The organism is Bradyrhizobium sp. IC3195 (genome assembly GCF_020193585.1).
Classification (GTDB): domain Bacteria; phylum Pseudomonadota; class Alphaproteobacteria; order Rhizobiales; family Xanthobacteraceae; genus Bradyrhizobium; species Bradyrhizobium yuanmingense.
On the sequence record NZ_JADYVG010000019.1, the window covers coordinates 1 to 26,221 of the forward strand.

Annotated in this window: 30 protein-coding genes; 22 read left to right on the plus strand and 8 right to left on the minus strand. The window is 64.8% G+C overall.

From position 1 onward, the window contains the following. The first annotated feature begins 443 nt into the window (after positions 1 to 443). Together I6F09_RS27885 and I6F09_RS27890 are read left to right on the plus strand one after the other, a co-directional pair. The gene (locus tag I6F09_RS27885; RefSeq protein WP_225189534.1) at positions 444 to 1,844 is read left to right on the plus strand and encodes a selenium-binding family protein; all 1,401 of its coding nucleotides are present in this window, start codon (positions 444 to 446) and stop codon (positions 1,842 to 1,844) included. 83 nt (positions 1,845 to 1,927) lie between these two features. Next, positions 1,928 to 2,521, plus strand: a complete 594-nt coding sequence (locus tag I6F09_RS27890) for a hypothetical protein (RefSeq protein WP_085969233.1) — start codon at positions 1,928 to 1,930, stop codon at positions 2,519 to 2,521. Between the two features lie 3 nt (positions 2,522 to 2,524). On the opposite strand, the gene I6F09_RS27895 is transcribed toward I6F09_RS27890, so the two are convergent. Genes I6F09_RS27895 through I6F09_RS27905 form a run of 3 tightly spaced genes read right to left on the minus strand, consistent with a single transcriptional unit; the run spans position 2,525 to position 5,100 of the window. After that, the gene (locus I6F09_RS27895; RefSeq protein ID WP_225189535.1) at positions 2,525 to 3,223 is read right to left on the minus strand and encodes a DUF1045 domain-containing protein; all 699 of its coding nucleotides are present in this window, start codon (positions 3,221 to 3,223) and stop codon (positions 2,525 to 2,527) included. Positions 3,224 to 3,241: 18 nt separating this feature from the next. Then, positions 3,242 to 4,435 (minus strand): alpha-D-ribose 1-methylphosphonate 5-triphosphate diphosphatase, encoded by a 1,194-nt coding sequence (locus I6F09_RS27900; RefSeq protein ID WP_225172133.1) that lies wholly within the window; start codon positions 4,433 to 4,435, stop codon positions 3,242 to 3,244. Next, a complete protein-coding gene (locus I6F09_RS27905) occupies positions 4,432 to 5,100 on the minus strand; it encodes a chloramphenicol acetyltransferase (protein WP_036026920.1) in 669 nt (222 codons plus the stop codon). The genes I6F09_RS27900 and I6F09_RS27905 overlap by 4 nt, the downstream gene beginning before the upstream one ends. Positions 5,101 to 5,274: 174 nt before the next feature. Between I6F09_RS27905 and phnC the strand changes: the two genes are divergently transcribed. The 4 genes from phnC (at position 5,275) to phnE (I6F09_RS27925) (ending at position 8,879) form a co-directional block, all read left to right on the plus strand. After that, positions 5,275 to 6,090 carry a phosphonate ABC transporter ATP-binding protein gene (gene phnC / locus I6F09_RS27910; RefSeq protein ID WP_225144940.1) on the plus strand — a complete coding sequence of 272 codons (816 nt, stop codon included), beginning with the start codon at positions 5,275 to 5,277 and terminating at the stop codon, positions 6,088 to 6,090. Positions 6,091 to 6,164: 74 nt separating this feature from the next. Then, positions 6,165 to 7,073, plus strand: a complete 909-nt coding sequence (gene phnD, locus I6F09_RS27915) for a phosphonate ABC transporter substrate-binding protein (RefSeq protein WP_109145405.1) — start codon at positions 6,165 to 6,167, stop codon at positions 7,071 to 7,073. Positions 7,074 to 7,140: 67 nt separating this feature from the next. Next, positions 7,141 to 8,028, plus strand: coding sequence for a phosphonate ABC transporter, permease protein PhnE (gene phnE, locus I6F09_RS27920; protein ID WP_225127160.1), 888 nt, complete (start codon positions 7,141 to 7,143; stop codon positions 8,026 to 8,028). Next, a complete protein-coding gene (gene phnE / locus I6F09_RS27925) occupies positions 8,025 to 8,879 on the plus strand; it encodes a phosphonate ABC transporter, permease protein PhnE (RefSeq protein WP_225126931.1) in 855 nt (284 codons plus the stop codon). The genes phnE (I6F09_RS27920) and phnE (I6F09_RS27925) overlap by 4 nt, the downstream gene beginning before the upstream one ends. A 136-nt stretch (positions 8,880 to 9,015) precedes the next feature. On the opposite strand, the gene phnF is transcribed toward phnE (I6F09_RS27925), so the two are convergent. Further along, on the minus strand, positions 9,016 to 9,747 hold the full coding sequence (gene phnF, locus I6F09_RS27930; protein ID WP_225189536.1) for a phosphonate metabolism transcriptional regulator PhnF: 732 nt from the start codon (positions 9,745 to 9,747) through the stop codon (positions 9,016 to 9,018). Positions 9,748 to 9,865: 118 nt separating this feature from the next. Here phnF and phnG point away from each other — a divergent pair, with 118 nt between their 5' ends. From phnG to I6F09_RS27985, 11 genes are all read left to right on the plus strand, one after another. After that, positions 9,866 to 10,330, plus strand: a complete 465-nt coding sequence (gene phnG, locus I6F09_RS27935; RefSeq protein WP_225189537.1) for a phosphonate C-P lyase system protein PhnG — start codon at positions 9,866 to 9,868, stop codon at positions 10,328 to 10,330. Between the two features lie 4 nt (positions 10,331 to 10,334). Then, positions 10,335 to 10,943, plus strand: coding sequence for a phosphonate C-P lyase system protein PhnH (phnH, locus tag I6F09_RS27940; RefSeq protein WP_225189538.1), 609 nt, complete (start codon positions 10,335 to 10,337; stop codon positions 10,941 to 10,943). Between the two features lie 4 nt (positions 10,944 to 10,947). After that, positions 10,948 to 12,051, plus strand: coding sequence for a carbon-phosphorus lyase complex subunit PhnI (locus I6F09_RS27945; RefSeq protein WP_225172137.1), 1,104 nt, complete (start codon positions 10,948 to 10,950; stop codon positions 12,049 to 12,051). Then, positions 12,048 to 12,944, plus strand: coding sequence for an alpha-D-ribose 1-methylphosphonate 5-phosphate C-P-lyase PhnJ (locus tag I6F09_RS27950; RefSeq protein ID WP_225189539.1), 897 nt, complete (start codon positions 12,048 to 12,050; stop codon positions 12,942 to 12,944). The genes I6F09_RS27945 and I6F09_RS27950 overlap by 4 nt, the downstream gene beginning before the upstream one ends. Beyond that, positions 12,937 to 13,734, plus strand: coding sequence for a phosphonate C-P lyase system protein PhnK (gene phnK, locus I6F09_RS27955; RefSeq protein WP_225189540.1), 798 nt, complete (start codon positions 12,937 to 12,939; stop codon positions 13,732 to 13,734). Before I6F09_RS27950 ends, phnK begins: the two co-directional genes overlap by 8 nt. Before the next feature lie 22 nt (positions 13,735 to 13,756). Then, positions 13,757 to 14,455, plus strand: coding sequence for a phosphonate C-P lyase system protein PhnL (gene phnL / locus I6F09_RS27960; protein ID WP_225189541.1), 699 nt, complete (start codon positions 13,757 to 13,759; stop codon positions 14,453 to 14,455). A 12-nt stretch (positions 14,456 to 14,467) separates the two neighbouring features. Beyond that, a complete protein-coding gene (locus I6F09_RS27965; protein WP_036014396.1) occupies positions 14,468 to 15,616 on the plus strand; it encodes an alpha-D-ribose 1-methylphosphonate 5-triphosphate diphosphatase in 1,149 nt (382 codons plus the stop codon). Beyond that, entirely contained in the window at positions 15,613 to 16,209 is a 597-nt protein-coding gene (gene phnN, locus I6F09_RS27970; RefSeq protein WP_225189542.1) for a phosphonate metabolism protein/1,5-bisphosphokinase (PRPP-forming) PhnN, read from the plus strand. The genes I6F09_RS27965 and phnN overlap by 4 nt, the downstream gene beginning before the upstream one ends. Positions 16,210 to 16,237: 28 nt before the next feature. Further along, positions 16,238 to 16,849: a pyridoxamine 5'-phosphate oxidase family protein gene (locus I6F09_RS27975; RefSeq protein WP_036014393.1), complete on the plus strand. Its 612-nt coding sequence runs from the start codon at positions 16,238 to 16,240 to the stop codon at positions 16,847 to 16,849. A gap of 515 nt (positions 16,850 to 17,364) precedes the next feature. Continuing rightward, positions 17,365 to 17,586 carry a hypothetical protein gene (locus I6F09_RS27980; protein WP_225189543.1) on the plus strand — a complete coding sequence of 74 codons (222 nt, stop codon included), beginning with the start codon at positions 17,365 to 17,367 and terminating at the stop codon, positions 17,584 to 17,586. 20 nt (positions 17,587 to 17,606) lie between these two features. Continuing rightward, positions 17,607 to 18,560 carry an aliphatic sulfonate ABC transporter substrate-binding protein gene (locus I6F09_RS27985; RefSeq protein ID WP_225172142.1) on the plus strand — a complete coding sequence of 318 codons (954 nt, stop codon included), beginning with the start codon at positions 17,607 to 17,609 and terminating at the stop codon, positions 18,558 to 18,560. A gap of 14 nt (positions 18,561 to 18,574) precedes the next feature. Here I6F09_RS27985 and I6F09_RS27990 read toward each other — a convergent pair whose 3' ends face one another. From I6F09_RS27990 to I6F09_RS28005, 4 genes are all read right to left on the minus strand, one after another. Continuing rightward, positions 18,575 to 19,078: a DUF6496 domain-containing protein gene (locus tag I6F09_RS27990; protein WP_225172143.1), complete on the minus strand. Its 504-nt coding sequence runs from the start codon at positions 19,076 to 19,078 to the stop codon at positions 18,575 to 18,577. 127 nt (positions 19,079 to 19,205) lie between these two features. Then, positions 19,206 to 19,988: an alpha/beta hydrolase gene (locus I6F09_RS27995; RefSeq protein WP_225189544.1), complete on the minus strand. Its 783-nt coding sequence runs from the start codon at positions 19,986 to 19,988 to the stop codon at positions 19,206 to 19,208. Between the two features lie 4 nt (positions 19,989 to 19,992). Then, positions 19,993 to 21,288, minus strand: a complete 1,296-nt coding sequence (locus tag I6F09_RS28000; RefSeq protein ID WP_036014390.1) for an O-acetylhomoserine aminocarboxypropyltransferase — start codon at positions 21,286 to 21,288, stop codon at positions 19,993 to 19,995. A gap of 276 nt (positions 21,289 to 21,564) precedes the next feature. Beyond that, positions 21,565 to 22,365, minus strand: a complete 801-nt coding sequence (locus I6F09_RS28005; RefSeq protein ID WP_036026964.1) for an IclR family transcriptional regulator — start codon at positions 22,363 to 22,365, stop codon at positions 21,565 to 21,567. A 129-nt stretch (positions 22,366 to 22,494) separates the two neighbouring features. On the opposite strand from I6F09_RS28005, the gene I6F09_RS28010 reads away from it, so the two are divergent. The 5 genes from I6F09_RS28010 to I6F09_RS28030 are packed head-to-tail and all read left to right on the plus strand — an operon-like array spanning position 22,495 to position 26,221. Next, positions 22,495 to 23,460, plus strand: a complete 966-nt coding sequence (locus I6F09_RS28010; RefSeq protein ID WP_225189545.1) for a tripartite tricarboxylate transporter substrate binding protein — start codon at positions 22,495 to 22,497, stop codon at positions 23,458 to 23,460. A 3-nt stretch (positions 23,461 to 23,463) separates the two neighbouring features. Further along, positions 23,464 to 24,081, plus strand: a complete 618-nt coding sequence (locus I6F09_RS28015) for a flavin reductase family protein (RefSeq protein ID WP_225189546.1) — start codon at positions 23,464 to 23,466, stop codon at positions 24,079 to 24,081. A 52-nt stretch (positions 24,082 to 24,133) separates the two neighbouring features. Then, a complete protein-coding gene (locus I6F09_RS28020) occupies positions 24,134 to 24,994 on the plus strand; it encodes a fumarylacetoacetate hydrolase family protein (protein WP_225189547.1) in 861 nt (286 codons plus the stop codon). A gap of 3 nt (positions 24,995 to 24,997) precedes the next feature. Further along, the gene (hpaH, locus tag I6F09_RS28025; protein WP_225189548.1) at positions 24,998 to 25,801 is read left to right on the plus strand and encodes a 2-oxo-hept-4-ene-1,7-dioate hydratase; all 804 of its coding nucleotides are present in this window, start codon (positions 24,998 to 25,000) and stop codon (positions 25,799 to 25,801) included. Between the two features lie 24 nt (positions 25,802 to 25,825). Next, positions 25,826 to 26,221, plus strand: coding sequence for a RidA family protein (locus tag I6F09_RS28030; RefSeq protein WP_036026970.1), 396 nt, complete (start codon positions 25,826 to 25,828; stop codon positions 26,219 to 26,221).

The following is a 26,221-nucleotide window of genomic DNA, read 5'->3' on the forward strand; positions in this document are numbered from 1 at the left end:
CGCCAGGGCGCGGGTCCTACGTCGGTGCTCTAGGCACAGGTGGGCAAGGCGGCTCCCGGCGGATCGGCCCGGCGACCAGCCTACACCAACTGACTGGCCTCCGAACGCCAGAAGGGTACAGGGTGGGCAAAGCGAAGCGTACCCACCAACTTGCGCGCCCTCGGGAAGAGCGGTGGGCACGGCGCTTTGCGCCTTTGCCCACCCTACGAAGGCTGCGAGGAGCGACTTGTGCGCCCTCGCTCGAAGTGAACGAGGGATGCCCATTTCGCCTGAAGGCGTCGAATTAGCGCGTGCCGGGCCGTTCCCCATGGCCCCGCGATGGCATAATGTACGCGCGCCAACCGGCGCCTTGCGGAGATTCTCAGGACATCGCGCAACAGCTCTTCTTTTGCCACTATCCCGAGCCAGGTTGGTGCAAACCGACAGAACAGGGAGGCAGTGCCATGACGATGAGGCCGGATCCTACCTTTCACGCCTCGCCCAAGCTTGCGATGGAAGCGCCTGCGGAGAACTTTGCTTACACCTTGCTGCTCAGTCCGGATTTCTCAAAGCCGGATGCTCTCGCGGTCATCGACGTCAAGCCGGGATCGCCGACCTATAGCCAGATCGTCCATACCGTAGCGATGCCCAACAAGGGTGATGAGTTTCATCATTTCGGCTGGAATGCTTGCTCCTCCGCCCTGTCGCCGCTCGCCGGACACGCCTTCATCGAGCGGCGCTACCTCATTATCCCCGGGCTGCGCTCGTCGCGGATCTACGTGATCGATACCAAGCCCGATCCGACGAAGGCCAAGATCCACAAGATCATCGAGCCAGAGGAGGTCTTCAAGAAGACCGGCTACTCGCGACCGCACACGATCCATTGCGGGCCAGACGGCATTTACGTGAGCACGCTGGGTGGCGGCGGCAAGGACGGCACCAACGGACCTCCGGGCATCTTCATCATGGATTGCGAGACGTTCGAAGTTCTTGGACGATGGGAGATCGACCGTGGCCCGCAAACGCTGCATTATGATTTCTGGTGGAATCTGCCGCGCGATTACATGGTGACGAGCGAATGGGCGTTACCGCCGCAGTTCGAGAACGGGATCGTCCCGGAAGATCTGCTGGCGAACAAGTATGGCCATCGTCTCCACTTCTGGGACCTTCGCGCCCGTCGCAACGTCCAGACCATCGACCTCGGCGCCAATCATCAGATGGCGCTGGAGGTGCGCCCCGCGCACGATCCGGTTCGCGAGTACGGCTTCGTCGGTGTCGTGGTCGACACCACCAACCTCGAAGCGTCGATCTGGACCTGGTGGCGCGAGGGCGGAAAATTCCATGCCGAGAAAACGGCGACGATCCCTCCCGAACCCGCGCCCAAGGAGAAGCTGCCGCCGCTGCTGCAGGGATTTGGCGCCGTGCCGCCGCTGGTGACGGACATCGACCTGTCGATGGACGACCGGTTTCTCTATGTCTCGTGCTGGGGCACGGGTGAGATGCGCCAGTACGACGTCAGCGATCCCAGAAAGCCGAAGCTTGCGGGCTCGGTCCACATCGGCGGCATCGCGCGCCGCACGCCCCATCCGAACGGCAAGCCCTTTGCGGCGGGTCCGCAGATGGTCGAGATCAGCCGCGACGGCCGGCGCGTGTACTGGACCAATTCGCTTTATTCCACCTGGGACGACCAGTTCTATCCCGACGGGGTTCCGGGCGTGGAAGTCATGGCCAATGTCGGTCGCAACGGCGGCCTCGAGCTCGACAAGGACTATTTCGTGGGCTTCCCCGACGGATATCGCGCGCACCAGATCAGGCTCGAGGGCGGCGACTGTTCGACGGACTCATTTTGCTACCCGTCGGTCTAGATGGCACGCAGGCGAGCCCGGCCCTTGGCTGGCTGTGGCTCGCGCTTGTTGCGAGCGGTCTCTACCACGGGGGCAATCCGGGAATGGGATGGCCGCTCGCCGTTTCGGCCGGGCTCATGGACAAGAGCCCCCTCGCGCTCTTCCGTGCACTGTGGGCTCTGGCGGCCGGGCACCTCCTGGCAACACTTCTCGTGCTGCTGCCGTTCGCCTTCCTGCTCGTACTGGCCGAATGGCAGCGTCCAATCCAGATCGTCGCGAGTCTTCTCGTCATCGGCTTTGGCGTCTACCGGCTGATCGACCGGCGTCATCCGCGCGCGCTGGCACGAATTCCGCCGACGCAATTGGTGCTCTGGTCATTTGCCGTCGCCATCGCTCACGGCGCTGCCCTGATGCTCGTGCCGATCTATCTCGGGCTCTGCCAGGCCTTCGAGCTCGATGCCGGCCATCAGGCGGCGGGCGCGCTGATGACGGCAAATCTCGGGATGGCGGTGCTGGTGTCGCTGGTGCACGTTGCCGCCATGGTCGGCGCCGGCGGATGTCTGGCGTGGCTGGTCTACCGCCATCTGGGACTGAGGTTCGTCTCGCGAAGCTGGTTCAACCTGGATGCAGTCTGGGCGACCAGCCTCGTTCTGGTTGGCGCAGTGGCGCTCGCTTTCAATCTTGCGGCCTCGCGCTGAGGTCTACCGCACCAAAGCCCACTCGCCGATGATGCGAAACCGCGCCTTGGCATCATCCTGCCTGAACAGCGCAATGCGATCGATCGCGAGCGTCTCGATCCCCAGCGCCGCAAACCGTGTTCGCAGCATCTGAAGGATCGGCCCGCGCCGCTCCGCATCCAGCCGCCCCGTCAGCGTCATGTGGAAGCGGAATTCTTCCATCACGTAAGGATAGCCCCAGCGGTCGAGATAATCGCGCTGCCGCTCGCTGAGCTTCTCCGGCTTGCGCCGAGCGCGATCTTCCGCCGTCAGCGCGGCGCGAAACGGGTCGAACTCGCGAACGCAATCAGCGGCAAGTTGCTGGAGCGCTTCCATCGGCTCGGCCGGAATAACGGCAATGAAGCCGCTGATGGCATCGACCATCGGTCGGATTGCCGGGATTGGCCGTGTCTTGCCCGCGAAGGCCGCGCAGGCGGCCATCAGCTCGGCTTCGGTCTTGCCGGGCGCCAGCGCCATCGGCGCCTTCAGCGTGGCGTGAAAGCCGTACTTGCGGGGATCGGCGCTGACCTCGCGCCAGTCGGGCGCGGCGTGCAGCGCCTGCTCTGGAAACGAAATCTCGCCGCCGCTGTAGGCGTCATAGCCGAGCAGCTCGGCGCCGAAGCGGGAGAGGGCGCTGTCGCGGCCTGCGGCATAATAGATCGCGTAGCGGGGGAAACCTGTCATTGCCTCAGCATAACCAATTTACGCCGCGACGACAGTCTCGCGCGGCGCCGCCATTGCGGTGAGCAGCCGCGTCGCGTCGGTGAGATGCACGAGCCTGCCGCCTGAGATCACCGCGATCAGCCGCGGCCGCAGCTCCACGCTGTCGTCGACGAGGAGAATGTCGGCGCGGCGTCCCTCCGCGAGCAGGCCGCGATCGGTGAGGCCGGTTGCCCGCGCCGGGCCGGCGGAGACCAGATCCCAGGCCTGAGCCAGAGGCATCACGCCATCGGCGGCCAGGCGGAACGCGGCGAGCAGCTGCGCGGGATAGTAATAGTCCGACGCCAGCACCGAGCAGAGCCCCTTTGCGATCATGTCGGAGGCCCTGGTCCAGCCGGTGTGGCTGCCGCCGCGCACGACGTTCGGCGCGCCATAGACGATGGCATCGCCGTGGCTGGCCGCAGCCTGCGCCGTCTCCTCGTTGATCGGAAACTCCGCGATCAAGGCGCCGAGCTCGCGAAAGTCCCGGCGCATCGCCGGGCTCGAATCGTCGTGCGAGAGCATCCGCACCTCGGCCCCGCGGGCCGCGGCGGCCAGGCGTGACACCGAGGCGGGCACCTCGTCGGCGCGCGAGACCACGCGCTCGACCAGCCGGTCGAATTCTTCGCTCGACAGACCGGTGCGCTCCACCATGCGGTTGCGCTTGCGTGGGTTGGAGATGTCGGCAACGACGCCGTCCATATGATCGTTGAAGGCGAACAGGTCGACGCGGCCCTCGCTGAGCCACTCTGCGATCTCCGCTTCGGCATCGAGATTGAAGGTCTCGTGCCGCAGGTGGAAGCGGGTGTCGGCGGCGAATTGAGGACGCTGCCGCTCGATCGCCTCCATCAGACCGCGCGCATTGTCGGCGCTGCGCAGGCCCGGCTCCCACGAGCAGGTTGTGGCGTGAAACACGGTAGTGATGCCGTTGCTGATCGCCTGGCGGTCGCTGTCGGCGAGCGCGACGTCGATCGGAAAGTCGACGCCGGCGCGCGGCATCATCTGGCGCTCGAAGGCATCGCCATGCAGATCAACGATGCCGGGCAGCACCAGCAGGTCACGGGCATCCAGCGCCAGCCGCGCCCGGCCGCGAGAGGCGTCGACCTCTGCAATGTCTGTTCCGGAGACGAGAAGGGAGGTTTCGACGAGCTCGGCGCCGATCAGGGCCCGGCCGCCTTCGATGAATATGTCTGTCACGCGACCGCGCTTCGTTTGCTGGCAGGAGAATTGGCGAGTGAGCTCGCTTTTGCTTCGTATGCCGAGAGGAAATCTTCAATCCCGAGCTTGCGGAAATTGGGCAGCGCCTCGCGCAACTTGTCGTGATCCCAGTCCCACCAAGCAAGCCTTGCGAGCCGTCCGGCGATCTCCTCCGAGAATCGCCGCCGCACGATGCGGGCCGGATTGCCGGCGACGATGCTGTAGGCCGGCACGTCCTTGGTGACGATCGCGCCGGCGGCGATCACCGCGCCGGTGCCGATGTTGCGGCCCGGCAGCACGATCGCGCCATGGCCGATCCAGACGTCATGGCCGATATGAACGTGATGCCGGCGGCGCCAGTCGAAGAACTCGAGATCGTCGCTCTCACCTTCGAAATAGGCGCTGGATCGGTAAGTGAAATGCGCCTGAGTGGCGCGATGCATCGGATGGTTGCCGGGATTGATGCGGGTCATCGCCGCGATCGAGCAGAACTTTCCGATGGTGGCGTAGGTGATCTGCGCATCGTTCACGACATAGGAATAATCGCCCATCGCGACTTCATGCAGGATCGTGCGCGCGCCGACTTCGGTGTAGGCGCCAAGCCTGGTCTCATGCAGCTTGGCCGAGGGATCGACGGTCGGCTGAACCGAAAGAGCTTTGGCCATGTTGCATCCGAAGTGCGAGGGCGGGAGTCTTTCTTCGAGCGGCCGGATGACGGTGTCGTGACAATGAGATGACAGGGGATGACGTGCGTAGGATGGCCGCACTGCAGCAGCCTTGTCACACAAGTGTTAACCACGGGCGTTAGCGGTTGGCTCCAGCTACTCTGGAGCCCCTCGATGCTGGTGGTTGAAGGTCTGACGTGTCGCTTCGGCGCGAAGGCCGCTGTGGACGATGCTTCGTTTCAAGTTTCCCCTGGCGGCTTCGTCGGGGTGATCGGGCGATCCGGCGCCGGCAAGTCGACATTGCTGCGGTCCATCAACCGCCTCATCGAGCCCTCCGAAGGCCGCATCCTGTTCGAAGGCGTCGACGTCACCGCGCTGCGCGGCAAGGAGCTGCGGCAGTGGCGTGCGCGGTCGGCGATGATTTTTCAGCAGTTCAACCTCGTCGGCCGGCTCGACGTCCTCACCAATGTGCTGATGGGGCGGCTGTCGACGGTGCCGACATGGCGGTCGCTGCTGCAGCTTTGGCCCGAAGAAGACAAGGCCATCGCGATGTCGGCGCTCGAGCAGTTCGACATGGCTGCCATCGCGGCCCAGCGCGCCGACCAGCTCTCGGGCGGTCAGCAGCAGCGCGTGGCGATCGCGCGGGCGCTGGTTCAGCAGCCCGACATTATCCTTGCCGACGAGCCGATCGCCTCGCTCGATCCCCGCAACACCAAGATCGTGATGGATGCGCTTCTGCGCATCAACAAGCATTTCGGTATCACCGTGCTCTGCAACCTGCATTCGCTCGATCTCGCCCGCAGCTATTGCGACCGCCTGATCGGCATGGCGGCCGGACGCGTGGTGTTCGACGGCGCGCCGGCGGCCTTGACCGATCATATCGCGCGCGAGCTGTACGATCTCGAGGCGAATGAAGTCATGGATGTTGCGCCCGCGGATGCATCGGTCGGCACAGCAGTTCCTGCCCTCCGCACGGTTGCCGTGGCCTGATCGCTGCTTCTTTAAATCGAGCCTAGCGTAGAGCCGGAACTCGACAGTTTCATAACCTTGAAATGGGAGACGTCATGATAGACCGTCGTACGATCGTTGCCGCTGCGGCGGCCCTGGCATTTTCAGTTTCAGCCGCTGCGGCGCAGGACTGGAAGGCGAAATATCCTGAGTTGATCTTCGCAAAAGTCCCCGACGAGAATGCCTCCGGCACCACCAACCGCTGGACGCCTCTGACGGAGTACCTGTCCCGCGAGCTTGGAACCAAGGTCACGCTGCGCATCGCCAACGACTACGCCGCGGTGATCGAAGGTCAGCGTGCAGGAAACATTCACATTGCGATGTACGGCCCGGCGTCCTACGCGCGTGCCTACATCATTGGCGCGAAGGTCGAACCGTTCGCGATCGAGGTGAACGGCGACGGCACCAAAGGCTATTACTCGGTTCTCTATGTCAAAAGCGATTCGAGCTACAAGGACATTAAGGACCTGCAAGGCAAGAACCTCTGCCTCGTCGATCCCAATTCGACTTCCGGCAACAACGTGCCGCGTTTCGCGATGAACAAGATGGGCATCGACCCGGAAAAGTTCTTCGCCAAGGTGGTCTATTCGGGGAGCCATGAAAACGCGGTGATCGGGCTTTCCCAGGGCACCTGCGACGCGGCGTTCAACTGGTGGAACGACGAGAAGGAATCGAACCTGCTCCGGATGGAACGGAAGGGCATGGCGAAGGCCGCGGATTTCAAGATCATCATGAAGTCCGAGCAGATCGTGAACTCGCCGATGGCCTATCTCAGCAGCCTGCCTGACGACCTCAAGGCGGCGATCAAGAAAGCCGTGCTGGAAATTGCGGTGAAGGACAAGGCGGCTTTCGACAAGATTTACGAGGGGAAGCAATTGCCCTACGTCGAGGTCGACCACAAGGCGTATGACGCCGTGATCGAACTGACCAAGTTTGTCGACAGCATTCGCAAGCAGAAATCCTGAGGGAAACGAAGGGTTGGACAAGTCGGGCAGATCGCAAGATCTGCCCGTCGGCTCTTCCGAACATCCCATGCGAACAGCAGTTCCCGAATTTCCGGAAGCCAGGCTGCGTGAGCTTGGCGATCGCTATGCGGCCGCAATTGCCGCCAAGCGCCGCCGCGTATGGCTCGGTGCCGCCGTCCTGATCGCCGTTGCCATTGCCGCGGGCTGGATGGGCGAGGTCAGTCTCGGAAATTTTGTCGAGAATTTCTGGCGCTTCCCGGCCTATTTCCTCAGCATCGCACCCAAATTTTCGTTCGCGACCGCATGGAGCGATTTGGCGGAGTGGCTGTGGGGATTGCCGCGCTGGGCACGGCTTCTCGGGGATACGTTGCTGATAGCCTATATGGGCACCCTCTCGGGTGCGCTGTGCGGTTTCGCGCTTTGCTTCCTCGCCTCGGCCAATCTCGTGAAATCAGGAACGACTGTTTTCGTCACCCGGCGCGTTCTGGAGTTTTTCAGGACCGTGCCGGAGATCGTGTTTGCCCTGATCTTCGTGCTGGCCTTTGGTCTCGGGCCGCTGCCGGGCGTTCTGGCGATTGCAATCCATACCGCCGGAGCGTTGGGCAAGCAATTCGCCGAGGTTGTCGAGAACATCGACAGCAAGCCGGTCGAAGGGGTGGCGGCAAGCGGGGGCAGCTGGGTTCAGGTCGTTCGGTTCGGCGCGTTACCTCAGGTCCTCTCGAACTTCGTGAGCTATGCCTTGCTCAGGTTCGAGATCAACGTGCGGGGCGCCGCCGTGATGGGCTTCGTCGGCGCCGGCGGGATCGGTCAGGATCTGATCGAGGCGGTTCGCAAGTTCTACTTCACCGACGTCAGCGCCATCCTGCTGCTCATCGTCCTTACCGTCATGTTGATCGACTTCCTGACGGAACGGTTGCGACACCGCCTGCTCGGGCTGGAGGGAAGCACCCGATGAGCTCCTTCAGTTTTGAAAACCGGGCCGGCATTGCCGAACGGTATCCCGACGTCTTCCGGACCGATTGGTGGCAGCGGGGAAGGATCGCAATACTCGTCGGCGGGGCGGTCGGGCTGTTCCTGTTCGGGATCGTCCAGCTCGATATTCCCTTTAATCGGCTCTCCCAGGGCATGGTCAGGCTGGGCGAATTCGTCCAGCTCATGTTGCCGCCCAGCCCGGGTTCTTGGGCGGAGGTCCTGAAATATCTGTATGCGCTCGGAGAGACGGTGTCGATCGCGTTTCTCGGCACGCTGGGTGGCGCGCTGCTCGCGCTGCCGGTATCCCTGCTGGCGGCGCGCAACGTGGTTGCAAACCGGATCATCCGCCTATTGACCCGTCGTGGCCTCGATACCATCCGTGGAGTCGATACCTTGATCTGGGCACTGATCTGGGTCGGCGTCGTGGGGCTGGGGCCGTTTGCCGGCATCCTGGCCGTGATCTGCAGCGATTTCGGAACGTTCGGCAAGCTGTTCTCGGAAGCGATCGAGGTCGCCGAGAAGAACCCCGCGGAAGGCGTTCGGTCATCGGGCGGCAACCATCTCCACAGCGTCCGCTTCGGATTGCTGCCGCAGGTGTTCCCGGTCTTGCTGAGCCAGGTGCTCTACTATTTCGAGTCGAATACGCGATCGGCGACGATCATCGGAATCGTTGGCGCTGGCGGCATTGGCCTTCAGCTTGCCGAACAGATCCGGGTGCTGGAATGGCAGAAGGTATCGTTTCTGATCCTGCTGATCCTGGTAACTGTATCGTCGATCGACTGGATTTCCGGCAAGCTGCGCTTCGCGATCATCGGCAAGCGGACGGTCGCCTAACGTCGTACTGCAGTCTTATCCGTTCCGATTGGATCGGAACGGAGCTCTGATTTTTGTTTTGACGCGTTTTCTCGACGCAAATCGTTTCCACCCCGGATCAAGTCCGAGGGCAGGCTTCGCTGGAAAACGCTCTGATCTAAGCGTTCTCCACCAAAAACTCCACCCGCTCTGCCGCAAAGCGCGAGTGCTTCGTCACCAGCGGCTTGCCCATGAGATCATGGTCGGTGGCGTCGACCACCAGGATCGGCCGCCCCAGCGCCAGATCGAGCCGTGCGGCGTCGCTCGCGTCGACGATCCCTGCGGTGATTCTCGTTGCGCCACGGCGATAGTCGCGGACGCCGAAATGCTCAAGCAGCTTCGTCATCGAACGCGTTGCCGCGAACACGGCGCCCGCCTCCGGAAACCGCTCCGCCGATAGCCAGGTGGTGGAAACACAGATCGGCGTGCGATCGGCGAGGCGAATCGCCTCGATCCGCACCAGCGGCGCGCCGGTCTTTAATCCCAACTCTCGTGCGAGCTCGCGTGTCGCGACGTCATCGGTCGCCTCGATCAGCCGGCCGTGCGGCTCGCGGCCATCGGCGCCGACGATCTCGGAGAACCGCGTGCGCGAGCGCAGGGGATAAGCGAGCTTCTGCGCCTCGACATAGGTGCCGCTGCCGCGCTCGGCACGCACCAGGCCGCGCTCGGCAAGCGCTGCCAGCGCGCGCCGCACGGTGTGGCGGTTGACGCGATAGGTTTCGGCGATCTCCATCTCGCCCGGCAATTTGTCGCCGGCCGCAAAGCGGCCGTCGGCGATGCCGCGCTCGATGCCATCGGCCACGAGGCGCCATAGCGCGACGCCCGAGGAGGCTGTGTCCTGCATGCTCATGTCGCGGGAAACCTACTCCAGAAGTCACAGCATTGTCACGAAACAGTCATGGCGCGTCCGTATGAAGTTGTCTATTATCATAGACAACTTCGGTGCGGCAAGTTCTGTAGAAGGTTCGATGGACCAGGTGACCCAGCACGACGACCAGCAAGCCCAGCGCAAGGCCGCAATGGCGGTGCTGGCGCACGCGGAGGCGGGCGAGATCGCCGCTCGCCTCCGCAACTTGTCCCTCCCGGACCATCAGGATCTGCGCACGCCCGAGAACGGCCTCGTCATGCTGCGCGGCCGGGTCGGCGGCGACGGCGCGCCGTTCAATCTCGGCGAAGCGACGGTGTCGCGCGCCGCGGTGCGGCTTGCGAGCGGCGAGGTCGGGTTCGGCTACACGCTCGGCCGCGACGGTGAGAAGGCGCGGCTGATTGCGCTGTGCGATGCGCTGGTGCAGTCCCGCGATTTCGGCGGAGCGGTGGAGCGCGACGTTATCGCGCCGTTGCGCGAGCAGCTTATGGTCAGGCGCAAGCAGGCGGCGGCAGCGGCCGCCGCGACGAAGGTTGATTTCTACACCATGGTGCGCGGTGAGGGGTGAGATCATGACCACGATTGCGGAGCTGCCGCCCGGTTTCGCCGACAAGGTGCTGTCGGCGCAATCGACCTTTCGCTCGGTCATGGACGCCATGGCGCGGCCGGGCTCGGTCCAGCGCATCGTTCCGATGGCGGGCGCGCCTGATACGATGATGCGCGGCACCGCCGCGATCGCGCTGACGCTGTTCGATCACGACACGCCGCTCTGGCTCGATACACGGATGGCGGAAAGCTTGGACGTGACGAAGTGGCTGAAGTTTCACACCGGCGCGCCGGTCGTGCAGGATTCGTCGATCGCTTCGTTCGCGCTCATCGGTGACGGCGGCGCCTTGCCCTCGTTCGAATCCTTCGCGTTCGGCACCAGCGAGTATCCGGACCGCTCGACCACGGTGATCGTCCAGGTCGACAGCCTCGCCTCCGGGCGCAGCTTCGAGCTGCGCGGCCCCGGCATCGACGGGGTCGCCACGCTACAAGCGTCGATCAAGCCGTTCGACCTGTTCGAGCGCCTGAATATGAACGAAGCGCTGTTTCCGCGCGGCATCGATGTGGTGCTGGTCGCCGATGACGCCGTGGTCGCGATCCCCCGCACCACGCGCGTCGTGAGCAAGGGAAGCTAGAAGCATGTATGTCGCAGTCAAAGGCGGCGAACGCGCCATCGAGAACGCCCATCGCCTGCTCGCGCATAAGCGGCGCGGCGACCAGAGCGTTGCGGAAATCACGCTCGACCAGATCTCGGAGCAGCTCGGCCTGGCCGTCGATCGCGTCATGAGCGAAGGCTCGCTCTATGACCGCGAGCTCGCGTCGCTTGCGATCAAGCAGGCGCGCGGCGATTTGATCGAGGCGATCTTCCTGGTTCGCGCCTTCCGCGCCACGCTGCCGCGCTTCGGTGCCAGCGAGCCGGTCGACACCGGCACCATGCGGGTGCAGCGGCGGGTGTCGGCGACCTTCAAGGACATTCCCGGCGGCCAGATCCTGGGGCCGACCTTCGACTACACGCACCGCCTGCTCGATCCATCGCTCGCCCAAGGTTTTGTGCCGGAGAGGCCGGCTGCGGCCGAAGCCTCCACCGCGCCGACGCCGCGCGTGACAGACATTCTCGGGCGCGACGGGCTGATCGAATCATCGCCGGAAGCCGAGGACGGCGCCAGCGTCGGCGATCTCACCCGCGAGCCGCTGAATTTCCCCGCGGACCGTGATTTGCGCCTGCAAAACCTCGCGCGCGGTGACGAAGGCTTTCTGCTCGCGATGGGCTATTCCACCCAGCGCGGCTACGGCCGCAACCATCCCTTCGTCGGCGAGATCCGCTTCGGCGAGGTCGAGGTCGAATTCGTCGCGGAAGACGTCGGCTTCGCCGTGCCGCTCGGTGCGATCGAGCTCACCGAGTGCCAGATGGTCAACCAGTTCAAGGGCTCGGCGACCGAGGCGCCGTGCTTCACCCGCGGCTATGGCCTCGCCTTCGGCCAGAGCGAACGCAAGACCATGTCGATGGCGCTGGTCGACCGCGCATTGCGCGCCCGTGAGCTCGGCGAGGAGGCGCTCGCACCGGCGCAGGACGAGGAGTTCGTGATGTCGCATTCGGACAACGTCCAGGCGACCGGCTTCGTCGAGCACCTGAAGCTGCCGCACTATGTCGACTTCCAGTCCGAGCTCGGCCTGCTCCGAAAGCTGCGTCAGGAGTTCGCCGATGCCAATACGCCCGATGCCATGAAGGAGGCCGCGGAATGAACGCGCCCGCCTACAATTTCGCCTATCTCGACGAGCAGACCAAGCGGATGATCCGCCGCGCGATCCTGAAGGCGATCGCGATCCCCGGTTATCAGGTGCCGTTCGCCAGCCGCGAGATGCCGATGCCCTATGGCTGGGGCACCGGCGGCGTGCAGGTCACGGCCGCGATCCTGGGGCCGCAGGACGTGCTGAAGGTGATCGACCAGGGCTCCGACGACACGACGAACGCGATCTCGATTCGCAAATTCTTCGCCAAGACGGCGGGCGTTGCGACGACGACGGCGACGGACGAAGCAACCGTGATCCAGACCCGTCACCGCATCCCCGAGACGGCGCTGCGCGCGAACCAGGTGCTGGTCTATCAGGTGCCGATCCCCGAGCCGTTGCGCTTCCTCGAGCCGCGCGAGACCGAGACGCGGCGCATGCATGCGCTGGCCGAATACGGCCTGATGCATGTGAAGCTCTACGAGGACATCGCGCGCTTCGGCCACATCGCCACCGCCTATGCCTATCCGGTCAAGGTCAATGCGCGCTACGTGATGGACCCGTCGCCGACGCCGAAATTCGACAATCCCAAGATGGACAATTCCCCGGCGCTGCAATTGTTCGGCGCCGGCCGCGAGAAGCGCATCTACGCGATCCCGCCCTACACGCAGGTGGTGTCGCTCGATTTCGAGGATCACGCGTTCGAGCCCTACCGCTTCAACGCGCCCTGCGCGCTCTGCGGGGCGGAGAATTCGTATCTCGACGAGATCGTCATCGACGACAAGGGCGGGCGCATGTTCGTGTGCTCGGACACCGATTATTGCGAGGGCCGCCAGGCCGCCGGCCATCACGGCAGCCTCAGTGCCGCGCCGTACAAGGAGAAGGCGCAGGAGGCCGCGAATGGCTGATCAGAATCTGGTCGAAAACGACGAGCCGCTGCTGATCGCAAAATCGCTCAGCAAGTCGTTTGGCCGCATCAATGCCTGCCGCGACGTCTCGTTCTCCCTGTATCCCGGCGAGGTGCTGGCGATCGTCGGCGAATCCGGTTCCGGCAAATCGACGCTGCTGCAGATGCTGTCGGGCCAGCTCGCGCCGAGTGCAGGCCATGTGTCCTATCGGATGCGTGATGGCGTCACCCGCGATCTCACGACGCTCGGCGAGGCCGAGCGCCGCTTCCTGTTCCGCACCGATTGGGGCTTTGTGCATCAAGACCCCGCGCAGGGCCTGCGCATGGCAGTCTCGGCCGGCGCCAATGTCGGCGAGCGGCTGATGGCGGTGGGGTGGAATCACTACGGCCGCATCCGTGAGACCGCGTCGGATTGGCTGACGCGCGTCGAGATCGACGTCGCGCGCATCGACGATGCGCCGCGCACCTATTCCGGCGGCATGCGCCAGCGCCTCCAGATCGCCCGCAACCTCGTTACCGAGCCGCGGCTCGTGTTCATGGACGAGCCGACCGGCGGCCTTGACGTATCGGTGCAGGCGCGCCTGCTCGATCTCTTGCGCAGCCTCGTCGCCGAGCTGAACCTCGCCGTCATCATCGTCACCCACGATCTCGCGGTGGCGCGCCTCTTGTCGCACCGCGTGATGGTGATGAAAGGCGGCCGCGTCATCGAGACCGGTCTCACGGACCAGGTGCTCGACGACCCGCGCGAGCCCTATACCCAGCTCCTCGTCTCCTCGATCCTGCCGCCATGAACTTTACGATATGAGCTTTCCAATGACCGCCATGATCGACATCACTGACGCCGGCAAGACCTTTACGATGCACCTGCAGGGCGGCATCGAGCTGCCTGTCGTGCGTGGCGTGACCTTCCAGGTCAATCCAGGCGAGTGCGTCGTGCTGTCGGGGCCGTCGGGCGCCGGCAAGTCGTCCATCCTGAAGATGATCTTCGGCAATTATCGCTGCGATAGCGGCTGCATCGGCATCCGCCATCGCGGCAAAGTGGTCGATCTTGCCACCGCCGAGCCACGCCAGGTGCTCAACATCCGCCGCTCCACCATCGGCTATGTCAGCCAGTTCCTGCGCGCGGTGCCGCGCGTCGCCACCATCGACGTCGTCGCGGAGCCGCTGATCGCGAATGGCATGAGCCGGGCAGACGCACAGGCGCGCGCCGGCGAGCTGCTGCATCGTCTCAACATCCCCGAACGGCTCTGGCAGCTTCCCCCCGCGACCTTCTCCGGCGGCGAGCAGCAGCGCGTGAACATCGCCCGTGGCTTCATCTCGGAGCTGCCGATCCTGCTGCTGGACGAGCCGACCGCCTCGCTCGATGCGGTCAATCGCGCCGTGGTGGTCGAGCTGGTCGCTGAAAAGAAACGTCAGGGCGTCGCCATGGTTGCCATTGTCCATGACGACGAAATCCGTCATTTGATTGCCGACCGCATCGTCGACGTCACCGGCTTTGCCGCCGCGGCCTGAAGGAATGGGGAAATGAAGAAGGAATCCGTGATCGCCAACGCCAGGATCGTGCTGGCTGACCGGGTGATCGAACAGGGCTGGCTCGCGCTTGCCGACGGCCGCATTGCGGAGATCGGCGAGGGGACTGCGCCCGCGGGTGCCGAGGATGCCGGCGGCGATCTGATCATGCCCGGCCTGATCGAACTCCACACCGACCATCTCGAGGCGCATTACGTGCCGCGGCCAAAGGTGTTCTGGAATCCTGTCGCCGCCGTCATCTCCTATGACGGCCAGCTTGCGACCTCGGGCATCACCACCGTGTTCGATTCGCTCCGGGTCTGGCGCGAGGACGGCGCCGAGGAGGTCGATGGCCGCGCCGGCGTGCTCGCCGCCGCGATCACCACCGCGCGCGAGGCCAACCTGCTGCGCGCCGATCACTTCCTGCATCTGCGCTGCGAGATCCCGATGCCGAGCGTGGTCGAGGAGGCCAAGGAGCTGATCGACCGTCCCGACGTCAAGCTGATGTCGCTGATGGACCACACGCCGGGCCAACGCCAGTTTCGCGACGAGGTCAAGCTGCGCGACTATTACCGCGGCAAGGGCGGCGGCAAGACCGATGCCGAGCTCGACGAATTATTCGCAAAGCGCTTCGAGTATCAGAGGCTCTACGCCGCGGCCAACATGCGCGAGATCGTAGCGCTGGCGCATCAGTACAACATTCCGCTAGCGAGCCACGACGACACCACCGAGGAGAACGTCGCGGACGCCGTGCGCGACCGCGTCTCGGTCGCGGAATTCCCGACCACGCTGGAGGCCGCGCGCGGCCTGCACCAGGCCGGCATCGACATCCTGATGGGCGCGCCGAACGTGGTGCGCGGCGGCTCGCACTCCGGCAACATCGCCGCGGTCGATCTCGCCCGCGAGGGCCTGCTCGACATCCTGTCGTCGGATTACATTCCGTCGAGCCTTTTGATGGCCGCCTTGCAATTGCCCGAGCATGTGCCCGCGATCAGCCTTCCGGCCGCGGTCCGCACCGTGACGAAAGCGCCCGCCGAAGCGGTCGGCCTCACCGACCGCGGCGAGGTCGCGACCGGCAAGCGCGCCGATCTGATCCGCGTCCATGTCGCAGGCCACGTTCCCGTGGTCCGCAGCGTCTGGCGCGAAGGACACCGCGTCGCATGAGCGAGATGGCGGCCACGGGCGAAGGCGAGACGGGTGCGATCGGCCCCGGCCGGCTCGTGCTCGTGGTCGGCCCCAGCGGCGCCGGCAAGGATACCTTGCTGCGGCTGGCCCAGGCGGCTTGCAGCGACGATCCCGACATCGTCTTCCCGCGCCGCATCGTGACGCGTGCGTCCTCGGCCGATGAAGACAATATCGCGGTCAGTCCCGACGAATTCCGCCGCGCGTGCGAGCACGGCGACTTTGCCGTGCACTGGGAGGCGCATGGGCATTCCTATGCACTGCCGCTCGAGATCAACGACGACGTCCGCGCGGGCCGCACCATCGTTGCCAACGTCTCACGCACCGTGATCGCTGCCTTGCGCCGCGCCTATGCCAACGTCGTGGTGGTCGCGATCACGGCGCCGCCGGACGTATTGGCGCAGCGGCTTGCCGCGCGCGCCCGGACAAGCGACGGCAACATCGCCGAGCGGCTGTCGCGCAGCGTCGATGACGCCTCGGCACACGCCGATGTCACCATCCTCAATGCCGGCAGCGCCGACTATCACAGCCGCCAGCTCGTGCGCGTGATCAGGAATCAAGGCTGGCAAGATTAGTTGCGGGCAATAACACGGAGAGAGTGGAATGACGGTGATTGAAACGGTCGAGCAGCTGGAGGCCATCTACGGCGTCACGAACGATGCCTCGACCGTCAAAGTTGCCGACCACGTCACCCCGCTCTACCGCATCTTCATCGAGAAGGCGCCGTTCGCCGCGCTCGCCACCATCGGGCCCGAAGGCATCGACTGCTCGCCGCGCGGCGATCTGCCCGGCTTTGTCCGCATCCACGACCCCAAGACGCTGATGCTGCCCGATCGCCGTGGCAACAACCGGGTCGATTCCTTGCGCAATATCGTGCGCGACCCGCGCGTGTCGCTGATGTTCCTGATCCCCGGCTCGGGCAATGCGGTGCGGGCCAACGGCCGCGCGCATCTGTCGATCGATCCGGAGCTGCTGGCCTCGTTCAAGGTCGAGGGCAAGGCGCCGCGCAGCGTCATGGTGATGAACGTTGACGAAATCTACTTCCAGTGCGCCCGCGCCATCGTTCGCTCCGACCTCTGGAATCCCGACAAGCGCGTCGATCCGAAGACGCTGCCGACACCGGGGCAGATTCTTGCGGAGATGAGCGACAACAAAGTCGGCGGCGCGGAGTATGACCGCATCTGGCCCGAACGGGCGGCGGCGACGATGTGGTGATCTTTCTTTCCCTATACCCGTGTGAGAGAGGATATCTCTCCGCGAGTCCGGATTCGTAGGGTGGGCAAAGGTGCACTTGCGCCGTGCCCACGAATTCTTACCGATCACACGCAAGTGGTGGGCACGCTTCGCTTTGCCCACCCTACGGCATTCCCCGAGTTCGGACGACCGCGCGCGTTGAACTCATCGCGAGATGATTCCGCCTGTCTCTGCTTGCGGCGGGAGAAGCGCCCGAGCGCACGCGCCGTAAATTTGGATAGCCATTTCATTGACCAATCGTGCCGATCGCTCGATATTCGAGGCATCCAAACTGCTCATCGAGCCTGAAGCCGCACCATGAAAACCGACCACCAGCGCAATCAGAACGACATGCACGCGTGCATGACGCGGCGCTGTTTCTCGGCGGCAACGGGCGCCTGTTGTTGTTGCTGACCGTCTCCTAACAGCACCTCACATCGAAATCCCAAGAGAAAATCCCAAGACAGGAACGCCGAATTTCCGGCGAACGAGCAGTCATGTCCCAGCCTCAGTCGAACGCCTACATCATCGAGATCCAGGACCGCGCCGCCGGCATCATCACGCGCGATGAGCGTGGCTTCCGCTTCTTCTCCTCCGAGCGCCTGTTCAACAGCCTCGAAGGCCGCCAGTTCCGTTCGGCCCGTGAGGCCGAGCGCGCCGCCCGTGCCGTGTTCTCCGAGCGGAGCCGCCGCGCAAGTTCGCATTTCTTCGCCAACTGATCCACCGAGAGGACCGCATCATGATCACCCGACGACATATCCTGGCAACAACGCTGTTGCTTGCGACGGCGCTGGCCGCACCTGCGCACGCCGAGCACAAGCCCGCGGAAATCCGCATCGGCACGCAGAAGGGCGGCTTCTTCCCCGCGGTGCGCCAGCGTCAGACGCTCGAGAACGCCTTCAAGCCGCTCGGCATCGAGATCAAGTGGATCGACTTCCAGTTCGGTCCGCCCCTGCTGGAGGCCATCAATGTCGGTAGCGTCGATTTCGGCTATGTCGGCGACTCCCCGCCGATCTTCGCGCAGGCCGGCGGCGCCAAGATCCGTTACGTTGCCGCGGTGAAATCGGACGGCAACACCCAGGCGATCATCGTGCCGAAGGATTCGGCGATCAAGACGCTGGGCGATCTCAAGGGCAAGCGCGTCGCTTTCGGCAAGGGATCGAGCGCGCATAATCTATTGGTCGCGGCGCTCGAGAAGGCCGGCCTGTCCTGGTCCGACATCACGCCGGCGCCGCTCGCGCCTGCCGATGCGACCGCCGCCTTCATCAAGGGCTCGGTCGATGCCTGGTCGATCTGGGATCCCTATCTCGCGCTCGCCGAGCTGAAGGAAAAGGCGCGCGTCATCGCTTTCGACAAGGACGTGCACAAGCCGAATGCCTTCTACATCGCCAACACGGATTTCGTCGACAAATATCCGTCGCTGGTGGCGAAGCTCAACACCACCTTCGCCTCCGAAGGCGTCTGGGCCAACGAACACCACGAGGACGTCGCCAAAGCCCAGGCAGACGCGACCGGCGTCGACATCGAGGCCGTCAGGCGTTTCGTGGACCGCTCCAACTTTCGCGTGGTGCCGCTGGATGCCGAGATCATCGCAAGCCAGCAGGCGGTTGCCGATCGCTTTGCAAAGCTCGGTCTGATCCCGAAGCCCGTCAACGTCTCCGACATCGTCTGGAAATGGAATCCGGGCTCCTGAAACGGCGCGACTGATCAGCTCCGGCGGCGCGCGCGGGTGCGCGCCGCCTTCTTGGCGGCAGCGGAGCGGACCTTGGCACCCTTGGTGTGGCTTGCCTTGCGCGCGGCGGCCGAGCGGGACGCTGCGGTTCGGCGGCTTGCGGCGCGCTTGGCCTGTTTCGACAGCGCACCGCGCGATGCGGTCGAGCGCGGTTCCTTCTTCAGAGCGTTCGTGGCGGCGCGCGATACTTTTGGCCTCCGCTTCGGCGTGCGTTTGCCCTGGCCGACCTCGTAAGCGTACTTGGCACTACGGCGCGTCGACTTCTTAGTGCTTCCCTTGCGCGGTGGCGGCAGATCGACACCGGCGCGACGCGCTTCGGAGAGGCCGATCGCGATGGCCTGCTTGGTCGAGCGTGCGCCGTGCTTGCCTTTCCGGATCCTGTCGATCTCGTCCTTGACGAATTCGCCGGCCTGCGTGCTGGCCGACTTGCCGGCGCGCTTGTCTTGCCTGGCTTTGCGAATGACTTCCTGTCTCGGCATGGTCCAGTTCCCTTCTTGAGTGAGAGGGATGTCTGACCGCAACGCGCAAGACGGAAGATTGATCCGCCTAAAGCATGATCCGGAAAAGTGCGAAGCGGTTTTCCGGAAAGATCATGCGTAGACAACTTTAGTTCCTCAGCGCCGCCAGCAGCTCGTCCGGCCGCTCGGCCATGATCATGTGGCCGGCGCCGGGCACCACGACGGTCTTTGCATGCGGGATCGCCGCGGCGAGCGCCTTGCCGGCCTTCGCCGGCGTCATCATGTCCCGCTCGCCGAGGATGAGCGTCGTCGGCACCTTCACGGTCGCCGCAGCGGCAAGCGCATTCGTATAGGAGTTGCAGGCCGACAGATCCCTGAACAGCACGCCCGGCTCGCATGCCCTGAGCACCGCCTGCGCGCCGCCATGCATCCACAGGCCCGGCGCCAGGCTGCCGCCGAGCTCCGCGTTGAAGCCGAGGCCCCAGATCGAGACCATGTCGTTGGCATCCTGCGAGTTGGCTTCGGCGGCTTTCAACAGATCCGGACCCACCGTCATGGTCGCGGCGGTGCCGATCAGGCTCAGCGCTGACACCTTGTCGGGATGTCGCGCGGCGGTCTCCAGCGAGATCAGCGAGCCCATGGAGTGACCGATCAGATGCGCCTTTGCGGCGCCCGCCGCATCGAGCAGCGCCGCCGTCCAGTCGGCCATCTCGGCGATGCTGCCGAGCGAAGGCCCAGTAGAGCGGCCGTGGCCGGGCAGGTCGGGCGCCAGCACGGCAAAGCCGTGATGGGCGAACCAGCGCGTATGCAATGCCCAGGTCGAATGGTCGAAGCCGGCGCCGTGGATGAAGACGACCGCGGGCAGGGACTTGTCGAAGTCGCGGCCACCGGTTGCGACAAACACATCGGTGCCGTCGACGGAGAGCTTCATGGTGTCAGGCCTTTTGCGAGATGCGCAGCGCTTGGTTGAGGTCGTCGATGATGTCGCTTGCGGTCTCGATGCCGACCGAGAGCCGCACCAGCTCTTCGCCGATGCCGGCCGCCTTGAGCTGCTCGGCATCCATCTGCTGATGCGTGGTCGAGGCCGGATGGATCACCAGCGTCTTGGCGTCGCCGACATTGGCGAGATGGCTGATCATGCGTAAGCTCTCGATGAACTTGCGTCCGGCAGGCCGGCCGCCCTTGATGCCGAAGGAGACGATCGAGCCGGCACCGCGCGGCAGCAGCGTCTTGGCAAGCTGGTAGTCCGTATGATCCTCGAGCGACGGGTGCAGCACCCAGTCCACGGCCTTGTTGGACTTCAGCGCCTCCAGCACCAGATGCGTGTTCTGCATATGCCGGTCCATGCGCACGCCGAGCGTCTCGACGCCCTGGAGCAGCTGAAACGCGTTGGTCGGCGACAGGCAGGCGCCGAAATCGCGCAGGCCTTCCGTGCGGGCGCGCATGATGAAAGCGGCGGTGCCGAACTGCTCGTCGAAGACGATGCCGTGATAGCCGCCATAGGGCTCGGTCAGCACGCCGAACTTGCCGGAGGAGCGCCAGTCGAAGCGGCCGCCGTCGACGATGGCGCCGCCGATCGCGATGCCGTGGCCGCCGATCCATTTGGTCGCCGAATGCATCACGATGTCGGCGCCGAGCTCGATCGGACGGCTGAGATAGGGCGTGGCGAAGGTGTTGTCGATCAGAAGCGGAATCTTGGCCTCATGCGCGATCGCCGCAACCTTCGGGATGTCGAGCACCTCGAGGCCGGGGTTGCCGATGGTCTCGCCGATCACGAGCTTCGTGTTCGGTTTGATCGCCGCGCGGAATGCGTCGAGATCGCGTGGTTTCACAAACGTCGTGGTGATGCCGAAGCGGGGCAGCGTGTGCGCCAACAAATTGATGGTGCCGCCATAGAGCGAGCTCGACGCCACGATGTGGTCGCCGGCATTGAGCAGCGTGGCGATGGCGAGGTGCAGCGCCGCCTGGCCGCTCGCCGTGCAGATCGCGCCGACGCCGCCTTCCAGCGCCGCAAGCCGCTCCTCCAGCACGCCGGTGGTCGGATTGGAGATGCGCGTATAGATGTGGCCGGCGCGCTCGAGGTTGAACAGCGCGGCGGCGTGGTCGGAATCCTGGAACACGTAGGACGTGGTCTGGTAGATCGGCACCGCCCGGGCGCCGGTCGTGGGATCCGGATGCTGGCCCGCATGCAGGCTCAGGGTCTCGAAGGCAGGCGGTTTCGGCGCGGGCATGCGTGGCCTCGTTGGTCGGTCGGCGATGGCGCGTTGTGCCATAAAATGGAGCGGCACGTCAGCCCATTGACAGCGCTGGGTTTGAAGCGAGCTCCAGCCGCGCCGGCGGTGCGCTCCCTCGCCCCGTTCTTACGGGGAGAGGGTTGGGGTGAGGGGCTCTCTCCACGAAGATGGTGGCAGCTGGACTCGCGGAGGCTCCCCCTCACCCGGAATTTGCTGCGCAAATTCCGGCCTCTCCCCGCAAGCGGGGAGAGGCGAAGAGGCGCCGTCCGCGCTTCACCCCCCGATCGCCTGCTCGATCATCCGCGCCTCCCGCAGCAGGATCTCCGCGACCTCCTGCTCGCGCCTTGGCCCGAGCCTCGTGCGAACGGCGGAGACCGTCATCGCTGCAGCCGGTTGCCCGTCCGGCGTCTTGATCCAGGTCGAGATCGATTTCGTCCCCTGCACCAGTCCGATCTCTCTCATGCCATATCCCAGCCGCCTGGCGGCGGTGACCTCGCCGAGCACGGTCGCGACGTCGGTCCGGTAGGCCTCGAACCGCTTCTCGTTCGCCGCGACGATCTTTCGCGCCTCCTGCGCCGGCATTGCGGCGAGAATGGCAACGCCGGCGCTGGAGACGCCGAGCGGCCGGCGCGCGCCGACCTCGATCGACAGCACCTGGATCGGGTAGACGCCGATCCGGCGATCGACGCAGAGCGTGTCGTTGCCGGTGCGCACCGTCAGGAACAGCGTGTCGCCGATCGCGGCGGACGCGCGCTGCAGCGACGGATTTGCGGCGACCAAGAGCCGCGATGGCCGCGGACGCGCCAGCGCCAGTTCCGGTACCTGGTTGCCGATCGCGTAGCGGCCGCTCCGGCCGTGCCGCTCGACGATGCCTTCCTCGATCAGCACGTGGACGATGCGATGCACGGTGGGGCGGGTGAGCCCGGTCGTGCGGACCACCTCGGCCAATGGCACACCGTCCTCGCGCCCTGCGGCCAGGATGCGCAGCACCGCGAGCGCGCGCCGGATCGCCTGCGCGCCATGTCGCGGCTCCACGGCGCTGCGGGTGGATTTCGTTGCGCGTCGTTTGTCCATAATATGGACAAGAACGCCACAATTCGCTCGACAGGGCAAGCGCGCATCTGGAGATTGCGCTTCGATCGGGATGCCATGCACGAAAGTCTGCGCCCGATATGGAATTGGAAGCGCCGCCGGGAGGTTAACATGAGATTAATCTGGATTGCCATCGCTGCAGCAGCCGCAATGTTGGCGGGACCCGCCTCCGGCCAGCAATGGCCGGCGCGCAACGTCAAGCTGATCGTGCCCTATCCCGCCGGCGGCAACGTCGACAGCGCCGCGCGCATCGTCGCCGACAAGCTCCAGGAAAAGCTCGGCCAACCCTTCGTCATCGAGAACAAGGCCGGTGCCGGCGGCATGATCGCGGGCGAAGCCTTCGCGAAGTCGGCGCCCGACGGCTACACCCTGTTCGTCGGCGCCAACGGCCCGGTGCTGTTCGCGACCGAGATCAACAAGCGCGACGCCTATAATTGGAAGAAGGACTTCCTCCCGATCTCGACGATTTCGATGACGCCGCTGGTGCTCGAGGTTCATCCCTCGGTGCAGGCGACCACGCTCAAGGAGTTTCTCGACCTCGCCAAGCGCGAGCCCGGCAAGCTGACCATGGCCTCGCCCGGCCCCGGTACCACGAACCACCTGCTCAGCGAGCTGATGCAGTCCAGCCTCGAGCTGCAATGGGTCACGGCGCATTATCGCGGCAATGCGCCGGCCATCAACGATCTCCTGGGCGGTCAGGTGCAGTTCGCCTTCGACCAGCTCACCGTCAGCCTCCAGCACATCAAGGCCGGCCTGTTCCGCGCGCTCGCCGTCACCTCACCGCATCGATTGAAGTCGCTGCCCGACGTGCCGACCTTCGCCGAGCTCGGCTACAAGGACTTCGACGGCCAGACCTTCACCGGCCTGTTCGCGCCCGCTGGCACGCCTGCGCCCATCGTCGAGAAGCTGCACGAGACGCTGGTCGCGATCCTCAAGGACCCCGCCGTGGTCGACAAGTTCGAAAAGCTCGGCGGCGAAGCCACGCCGATGACGCCGGCCGAATTCAGGGCCTATCTCGAGCGCGAGGACGCCAAGTGGATTCCGGTGGTGCGCAAGGCCAATATCAGGGCGGACTGATCGATGCGGATCGATCCGACCGAGCTCGGCGCCGAGCGCATCTACCGCCTGATGACCGGCATCGTGGTGCCGCGCCCGATCGCCTGGGTGACGAGCTTGTCAGCTACGGGCGTGCTCAATCTCGCTCCGTTCAGCGCCTTCACCTTCGTCTCGCAGAAGCCGCCGATGCTCGCCATCAGCGTCGGCCGCAAGGGCGCCGACTACAAGGACACCGCGCACAACATCCTCAATACCGAGGAATATGTGATCCACATCGCGGATACGCCGCTGATGAATGCGGTGCACGACAGCTCCGTCGAGCATCCGCCTGAAATCAGCGAGGTCGAGCATCTCGGCCTGGAGACGCTCGCGAGCGAGCGCATCAAGGTGCCGCGGCTTGCCGCCGCGCCGGTCGCGATGGAGTGCCGATTCCGGCAGTGCCTCGAATTCGGTGACGCCAAGAGCCGGCTCATCGTCGGCGAGGTCGTGCTGTTCCATTTGCGCGACGGTCTCGTCAACGACGGTAAGGTCGAGACCAGGGCGCTCGACCCGATCGCGCGCATCGGCGGGCCGCGCTACGCCCGCCTCGGCGAGATCGTGACGCTGGGCAGCGTGTTCCAGACTCCCAAGTCGAAAGACTGAGCGTGCGGGCCTCATCGCCGGCCGCCGCCCCAAGATCATCGGAGGACATACAATGCGACTGCTGAGCTATCTGCTGGACGGCGAGGCGCGCTACGGCGCGGCCGTGGACGGCGGCGTGGTCGATCTGACCAGGCGCATCGGCCGCGACTATTCGGACGTCAAGGCGCTGATCGCGGCCAACGCACTCGCCGAAGCGCAGGAGGCCGTCGCGGGGCAAAAGCCGGATCATGCGCTGGACAAGCTCGTCCTGTTGCCGCCGGTGCTGGCGCCGGAGAAGCTCTGGTGCATCGGCGTCAATTACGCCGAGCGCAATGCGGAGTATAAAGACAATTCCGACCTGCCCAAATATCCCAGCCTGTTCGTGCGCAGCATGTCGTCGATGACGGGCTCCGGCCAGCCGATCGAGAAGCCGAAGGTTTCGGACCAGCTCGACTATGAAGGCGAGCTCGTCATCGTGGTCGGGCAGGGCGGCCGCCACATTCCGCGCGAAAAAGCGTGGTCGCACATCTTCGGCATGACACTGTGCAACGAGGGCACGATCCGCGACTGGCTGCGCCACGGCAAGTTCAACGTCACGCAGGGCAAGAATTTTGATCGTTCCGGCAGCATCGGCCCATGGATTGTGACGTCGGATGAGCTCGATCCGCGTGGTCCCCATGACATCATCACGCGCGTCAACGGCGAGGTGCGACAGCAGGACACCACCGAGCGGCTGATGTTCCCGTTCGACTTCCTGATCTCCTATCTTTCGACCTTCGCCACCCTCAAGCCCGGCGACATGATCGTCACGGGCACGCCGACGGGCGCGGGCGCGCGCTTCGATCCGCCGCGCTGGCTCAGGAGCGGCGACGTCGTCGAGGTCGAATCCAGCCGCATCGGCGTGCTGCGCAACACCGTCATGGCGGAGCAGTAAACGATGCTGGACAATGCCACGATCGAGCGCCTCGCCGCCCGGCTCGACGAAGCCGAGCGCACGAAATCGCTGATCCCGATGTTCACGAAAGAATATCCCGATTTCAGCATCGAGGATGCCTACGCCGTCCAGCGCGCCTGGACCAAGCTTCAGCTCGGCCGCGGCCGCATCATCAAGGGCCACAAGATCGGCCTGACCTCGAAGGCGATGCAGAACGCGGTCGGAATCAACGAGCCCGACTATGGCGTGCTGTTCGCCGATATGTTCTACGCTGATGCCACGCCTGTTCCGTTCGACCGCTTCCACGCGCCGAGGATCGAGGTCGAGCTCGCCTTCGTGCTGAAGGCGCCGCTGCGCGGGCCCGATTGCACCATTTTCGACGTGCTCAACGCCACCGACTACGTCACGCCGGCGCTGGAGATTCTGGAGACGCGCATGCACCGCGTCGATCCGGAGACCGGCAAGACGCGCAAGGTGATGGACACGATCTCGGACAACGCGGCCAATGCCGCGCTGGTGCTCGGCGGCCGGCCGATCCGCCCGATGGATGCGGATCTGCGCTGGATCGGCGCATTGCTGTTCCGCAACGGCGAGGTCGAGGAGACCGGCCTTGCCGCCGGCGTGCTCAATCACCCCGCCAACGGCATCGCCTGGCTCGCCAACCGCCTCGCGCCGCATGACGAGCATCTCAAGGCCGGCGAGGTCGTGCTGGCGGGATCGTTCACGCGGCCCGTCGACATCCGCCGCGGCGACACCTTCCATGCCGATTACGGCGCCTTCGGCTCGGTGTCATGCCAGTTCGTCTGAAGCAACAATAAAAGGGAGCGCACCATGAGTGGTCAAACGCGGCGCAAGAGCATCCACATCGGCGGCTTCAAGCACGTCAACCCGATTCCGAACGCCTGCCGCATCGGCAATCTCGTGATGTCCGGCGTCATCCTCGGCCGCGATCCCGCGACCAATGCGATGCCCGAGAGTCTCGACGCCCAATGCGCCAACATGTTCGCGCATATGAAGGCGACGGTGGAGGCCGCCGGCGGCTCGACCTCCGACATCATCAAGATGACGGTGTGGCTGAAGGACCGCACGCAGCGCGGCCCGGTCAATGTCGAATGGCTAAAAATGTTTCCGGACGAGCATTCGCGGCCCGCGCGCCACGCGCTGCCGATGGACAACATGGACGGCGGCGCGCTGGTGCAGTGCGACTTCACCGCCGTGATCGACTGA

Excerpts from the sequence above, each read along its gene's own strand:
- I6F09_RS27885 (WP_225189534.1), top strand. The coding sequence starts at position 444 with ATGACGATGAGGCCGGATCCTACCTTTCACGCCTCGCCCAAGCTTGCG.
- I6F09_RS27890 (WP_085969233.1), top strand. The coding sequence starts at position 1,928 with ATGGGATGGCCGCTCGCCGTTTCGGCCGGGCTCATGGACAAGAGCCCC.
- I6F09_RS27895 (WP_225189535.1), bottom strand. The coding sequence starts at position 3,223 with ATGACAGGTTTCCCCCGCTACGCGATCTATTATGCCGCAGGCCGCGAC.
- I6F09_RS27905 (WP_036026920.1), bottom strand. The coding sequence starts at position 5,100 with ATGGCCAAAGCTCTTTCGGTTCAGCCGACCGTCGATCCCTCGGCCAAG.
- phnC (WP_225144940.1), top strand. The coding sequence starts at position 5,275 with ATGCTGGTGGTTGAAGGTCTGACGTGTCGCTTCGGCGCGAAGGCCGCT.
- phnD (WP_109145405.1), top strand. The coding sequence starts at position 6,165 with ATGATAGACCGTCGTACGATCGTTGCCGCTGCGGCGGCCCTGGCATTT.
- phnE (WP_225127160.1), top strand. The coding sequence starts at position 7,141 with ATGCGAACAGCAGTTCCCGAATTTCCGGAAGCCAGGCTGCGTGAGCTT.
- phnE (WP_225126931.1), top strand. The coding sequence starts at position 8,025 with ATGAGCTCCTTCAGTTTTGAAAACCGGGCCGGCATTGCCGAACGGTAT.
- phnF (WP_225189536.1), bottom strand. The coding sequence starts at position 9,747 with ATGAGCATGCAGGACACAGCCTCCTCGGGCGTCGCGCTATGGCGCCTC.
- phnG (WP_225189537.1), top strand. The coding sequence starts at position 9,866 with ATGGACCAGGTGACCCAGCACGACGACCAGCAAGCCCAGCGCAAGGCC.
- phnH (WP_225189538.1), top strand. The coding sequence starts at position 10,335 with ATGACCACGATTGCGGAGCTGCCGCCCGGTTTCGCCGACAAGGTGCTG.
- I6F09_RS27945 (WP_225172137.1), top strand. The coding sequence starts at position 10,948 with ATGTATGTCGCAGTCAAAGGCGGCGAACGCGCCATCGAGAACGCCCAT.
- I6F09_RS27950 (WP_225189539.1), top strand. The coding sequence starts at position 12,048 with ATGAACGCGCCCGCCTACAATTTCGCCTATCTCGACGAGCAGACCAAG.
- phnK (WP_225189540.1), top strand. The coding sequence starts at position 12,937 with ATGGCTGATCAGAATCTGGTCGAAAACGACGAGCCGCTGCTGATCGCA.
- phnL (WP_225189541.1), top strand. The coding sequence starts at position 13,757 with ATGACCGCCATGATCGACATCACTGACGCCGGCAAGACCTTTACGATG.
- I6F09_RS27965 (WP_036014396.1), top strand. The coding sequence starts at position 14,468 with ATGAAGAAGGAATCCGTGATCGCCAACGCCAGGATCGTGCTGGCTGAC.
- phnN (WP_225189542.1), top strand. The coding sequence starts at position 15,613 with ATGAGCGAGATGGCGGCCACGGGCGAAGGCGAGACGGGTGCGATCGGC.
- I6F09_RS27975 (WP_036014393.1), top strand. The coding sequence starts at position 16,238 with ATGACGGTGATTGAAACGGTCGAGCAGCTGGAGGCCATCTACGGCGTC.
- I6F09_RS27980 (WP_225189543.1), top strand. The coding sequence starts at position 17,365 with ATGTCCCAGCCTCAGTCGAACGCCTACATCATCGAGATCCAGGACCGC.
- I6F09_RS27985 (WP_225172142.1), top strand. The coding sequence starts at position 17,607 with ATGATCACCCGACGACATATCCTGGCAACAACGCTGTTGCTTGCGACG.
- I6F09_RS27990 (WP_225172143.1), bottom strand. The coding sequence starts at position 19,078 with ATGCCGAGACAGGAAGTCATTCGCAAAGCCAGGCAAGACAAGCGCGCC.
- I6F09_RS27995 (WP_225189544.1), bottom strand. The coding sequence starts at position 19,988 with ATGAAGCTCTCCGTCGACGGCACCGATGTGTTTGTCGCAACCGGTGGC.
- I6F09_RS28000 (WP_036014390.1), bottom strand. The coding sequence starts at position 21,288 with ATGCCCGCGCCGAAACCGCCTGCCTTCGAGACCCTGAGCCTGCATGCG.
- I6F09_RS28005 (WP_036026964.1), bottom strand. The coding sequence starts at position 22,365 with ATGGACAAACGACGCGCAACGAAATCCACCCGCAGCGCCGTGGAGCCG.
- I6F09_RS28010 (WP_225189545.1), top strand. The coding sequence starts at position 22,495 with ATGAGATTAATCTGGATTGCCATCGCTGCAGCAGCCGCAATGTTGGCG.
- I6F09_RS28015 (WP_225189546.1), top strand. The coding sequence starts at position 23,464 with ATGCGGATCGATCCGACCGAGCTCGGCGCCGAGCGCATCTACCGCCTG.
- I6F09_RS28020 (WP_225189547.1), top strand. The coding sequence starts at position 24,134 with ATGCGACTGCTGAGCTATCTGCTGGACGGCGAGGCGCGCTACGGCGCG.
- hpaH (WP_225189548.1), top strand. The coding sequence starts at position 24,998 with ATGCTGGACAATGCCACGATCGAGCGCCTCGCCGCCCGGCTCGACGAA.
- I6F09_RS28030 (WP_036026970.1), top strand. The coding sequence starts at position 25,826 with ATGAGTGGTCAAACGCGGCGCAAGAGCATCCACATCGGCGGCTTCAAG.